Origin of the sequence: Pseudoalteromonas sp. SR45-6 (genome assembly GCF_014163545.1) — a bacterium.
Classification (GTDB): domain Bacteria; phylum Pseudomonadota; class Gammaproteobacteria; order Enterobacterales; family Alteromonadaceae; genus Pseudoalteromonas; species Pseudoalteromonas rhizosphaerae.
In genome coordinates this window covers 1-3593 of sequence record NZ_JACJDM010000112.1, presented here as the reverse complement: position 1 = coordinate 3593, position 3593 = coordinate 1, and the positions used below count along the sequence as shown (strand labels likewise).

The following is a 3593-nucleotide window of genomic DNA, read 5'->3' as shown; positions in this document are numbered from 1 at the left end:
CGATAATGTTGCGCCACTGCTCAAGGCTACGCATTTTTCTCATGGCTATCTCCTAATTGAAATTAAGAAATAGTTTAATCGGTTTGACGAGTTACTGGCAGGTGCACTTTGCTAGACGCTTACGTTTGATGTTGGATTTGTTTCTATTTTTTCAGATTTAATTGAGTATTATCGAAATGCCTCACAACAACTGTTTAGCATTTTTGAGTTTTTATTTACATTTAATATACCTCAAGCATTAAAAGACCTTTGGTTGCTTTCGTTTATTGGGGCTGGTGCATATATAAAAACTCCTAACATAGAAAATAGCCGCTTACTTCGTAACTTTGAAATATCTCAAGAGAATAAGTATTGGAAACCAATTTTTTTCTTACTAATGGGGGGCGCATTTATAGGCGCTGGCATATTACTTTCTATATTTAATCCATTAATATATACCGACTCTATGTCTGAAGAACCGCAGGTTTTAATGCGTGGTGCAGCTAGAAACGGTTTTATTGTCATTATTGGGGTTTGCGCTTTCTTTGTGTTAAATGCATATGCTCCTTCAGTGTAAAAGCAGCATAACAAGAGACTAAGATTACGACAGTCCGCTTATGGCACAGAGCCGTCATTCGGATCTAAATTGTTTATGCCCCCAAAATAATTTAACGTAAATACTCTAAAGCAAACTGTAATAGAGATCTGCATAATGCTTTACCTTAGTTAGTTAAATTTTCTGAAACAAAATCTATGAACTTCCTAACTTTTAACGGTTGTTTTTTGTCTGCATAAAGAAGGTGGACATTTCTAACTTTTGGTTGACACCCTTCAAGTACTCTAATGAGTTCTCCAGATTGGATGCTTTCTTCAAGCAAATGATAGGGTTGAAGAATAATGCCAATCCCCTTGAGTGCTGCATTTTTTAGTGCACTACCATTATTACTAATGAATCTACTGGTTTGTAAATGTAAGAGGTCAATTCTAAACTCCTTTTTAAAATTAGAGCTATCAAACCAAGGTTTAAAGCCTAAAAAATGATGATTTTCTAAATCCGTTATATTTTTTGGGGGACCGTTAGTTTTTAGGTATTTTGGTGAAGCACAAAAAATAAGTTGTTGGGAAAAAACTCTCTTTGAGATGTAAGAAGCGTCTTTCAAATCTCCGACTCTGAAAACGATATCATAATTGTCTAAAACAACGTCAGTTAAAGAATCGGATAATGTAAGGTCTATTCTTATTGCGGGGTTGGCCTCTAAAAAGTCGGCAATGATTGTTGTTAATACATGAGTACCAAAGTTGTGCGGAGCATTCACGTTAATCAAACCTTCAGGCTCTTTTGTAAAATCATCCATTGAAAGAACTAAATCTCTATATTGCTTTTGTAACGCTTTAGCTTTGTTTAGATACACCTCACCAGCTTCTGTTATGTTTTGTCCTCTAGTACTTCTATTAAGTAGTTTAATATTTACTTCCTTTTCTAGAAAATTCACGTATTTGCTTACCATTGTTGTGGAAATATCAAATTTCGTTGCGACTTTCGAAAAGTTTTTTTCCTTGCAAACAGAAATGAAAATCTCAATAGCTTTTAATCTGTCCATGTAAACCTCTGGTTTAAACTGTTTTAATCAAAAGTGGGTTAGTGATTTTATCCTAGCAGTATAAAATGGGCTCGTAAATCAAATGGAGTCAATATGGAAACTTACCACTTAATTAGCTTTGCATTAGTGTCATTCCTGACTGTGCTTAGTCCAGGTCCAGCTGTGTTATTTACAATTCACAATGTGTTTAATGCAAATTCACAAGATGTACTGAAGGGGGTTCTGGGTGTTGCAACAGGAATATTAATAGTAGGTTTCTTTGCAACGTTGTTAATCATGTTTACAACAGAAGCCGTTGGCGGCGCATTTAAGGTTCTTAATCTTGCAGGAGCTTTTTATTTTTTATATTTGGCAGCAAATAATCTTAAGGCATTTAAATATAAAAATAGTTTGAGCAATGAACAGAAAAAACATTTTTTTCACGGCCTAGTCATCAGTCTACTGAACCCAAAAGCACTTGCTTTTTTTATATTCATCTTTCCTACATACATGCAAGAAAATTATATTTCTGCGGGTATAGCAACACTATTAACAAGTATTTTTGCTTTAAATGTATTACTTGTTCATTGCTTCTATTATTTTAGTTTTAACTACTTAACTAAAACAATAGGCATTGACAAGTTCGCAAATTACTTCAATCGACTATCAGCATTTACTTTTTTTATCTTCGCTTTGTTTATGTTTAATCAATTTTTAACAAGCATTACTCAATAACTTAAGGTATCACTATGATTGATTTATATTACTGGACTACGCCCAATGGTCATAAAATTACGATGGCACTTGAAGAGCTAGGTTTGGATTACAATTTATATCCAATAGATATATCTAAAGGGGAGCAGTTTTCACCTGAGTTCAGCGAATTGAGCCCCAACCAAAGAATACCAGCAATAATCGATAACGCCCCATTCAATACTTTTAAACCAATCAGCATTTTTGAATCAGGCGCTATTTTGCAATATTTAGCTGAAAAATCAGGGAAATTAATCGGTGAATCTCTCACTGATAAATATAAAGTCTTACAATGGTTAGCTTGGCAAGTAGCCGGACTTGGCCCTATGGCTGGACAGAATCATCATTTTATACATTATGCTTCTGAGCAAGTACCTTATGCAATTAACCGCTATCAAAATGAGACGAATCGTCTTTATAGTGTTATGGACAAGCAACTGGCGCAAACTGAATATTTAGCTGGTAACTTTTATTCAATTGCTGATATCGCGTGTTACCCTTGGATAAGAATACATGCTTTTCAAAGTATTGATATTGAGAAGTTTAGTAACCTTAAGCGCTGGTTAAATAATATCAAAACGAGACCGTCAACAATTAAAGCTTTTGAGGTGGCAAGTAGAATTAATACCCAACCTACGGTTAATGAAAAGGCGTCGCACCTACTTTTTAATCAATCGCATGTTAAGTGATTTATTTAGGAGAACAACATGATTAAATTGTATGAATTAGCAGGAAAAAATGGGGTTATTTTTAGTCCTTATTGTTGGCGTATAAGAATGGCGTTAAGTTTTAAAGGGGTGAATTTTGAATGCGAAGAAGTCGCTTTCACGGACATTAAAAACATCAGTAAAGGGCTATTTAAAACGGTGCCAGTAATATCAGATAACAACAATGCTATTAATGATTCATATGATATTGCTGTCTATCTGGACAAAACTTACCCAGATACACCTTTACTTTTTCCAAATGAAGATTCAAAACAAACCTTTAGATTTATTGAAGCGTGGTCTAACTCGCTTCATTCTGATATCGCACAGATTGCAATTTTTGACATTTACAAAAAATTACAAGATAAAGATAAAGCATATTTTAGAAAATCAAGAGAAGCTCTTTTCTCAATGCCTCTTGAAGATGTACAAGAAAGGAAAAGTGCTGAAGCTACATCTAGTTTACTAAAAAAATTATTGGTTTTAGAAAAGTACCTCACAAGAGCAAGGTTTGTAGGCGGTTTAAATCCAACATATGCTGATTTCATCATTTTTGGTAGCTTGAAGTGGCTAC

At 34.2% G+C, this 3593-nt stretch carries 5 protein-coding genes; 4 read left to right on the top strand and 1 reads right to left on the bottom strand.

Annotated elements, in window-relative coordinates:
- Window positions 1-253: 253 nt before the first annotated feature.
- The gene (locus tag H5158_RS22240) at window positions 254-556 is read left to right on the top strand and encodes a hypothetical protein (protein WP_182740930.1); all 303 of its coding nucleotides are present in this window, start codon (window positions 254-256) and stop codon (window positions 554-556) included.
- A 145-nt stretch (window positions 557-701) separates the two neighbouring features.
- On the opposite strand, the gene H5158_RS22235 is transcribed toward H5158_RS22240, so the two are convergent.
- On the bottom strand, window positions 702-1580 hold the full coding sequence (locus tag H5158_RS22235; protein WP_077535644.1) for a LysR family transcriptional regulator: 879 nt from the start codon (window positions 1578-1580) through the stop codon (window positions 702-704).
- Between the two features lie 93 nt (window positions 1581-1673).
- On the opposite strand from H5158_RS22235, the gene H5158_RS22230 reads away from it, so the two are divergent.
- From H5158_RS22230 to H5158_RS22220, 3 genes are all read left to right on the top strand, one after another.
- A complete protein-coding gene (locus H5158_RS22230) occupies window positions 1674-2294 on the top strand; it encodes a LysE family translocator (RefSeq protein WP_182719141.1) in 621 nt (206 codons plus the stop codon).
- A gap of 14 nt (window positions 2295-2308) precedes the next feature.
- The gene (locus H5158_RS22225) at window positions 2309-3001 is read left to right on the top strand and encodes a glutathione binding-like protein (protein ID WP_182719140.1); all 693 of its coding nucleotides are present in this window, start codon (window positions 2309-2311) and stop codon (window positions 2999-3001) included.
- A gap of 18 nt (window positions 3002-3019) precedes the next feature.
- Window positions 3020-3593, top strand: a 574-nt coding sequence (locus H5158_RS22220) for a glutathione S-transferase N-terminal domain-containing protein (RefSeq protein ID WP_182740929.1), incomplete at its 3' end; no start/stop codon positions are given.

What these genes read in the sequence shown, in the direction of transcription:
- H5158_RS22235 (WP_077535644.1), bottom strand. Translation starts at nt 1,580, where the DNA reads ATGGACAGATTAAAAGCTATTGAGATTTTCATTTCTGTTTGCAAGGAA.
- H5158_RS22230 (WP_182719141.1), top strand. Translation starts at nt 1,674, where the DNA reads ATGGAAACTTACCACTTAATTAGCTTTGCATTAGTGTCATTCCTGACT.
- H5158_RS22225 (WP_182719140.1), top strand. Translation starts at nt 2,309, where the DNA reads ATGATTGATTTATATTACTGGACTACGCCCAATGGTCATAAAATTACG.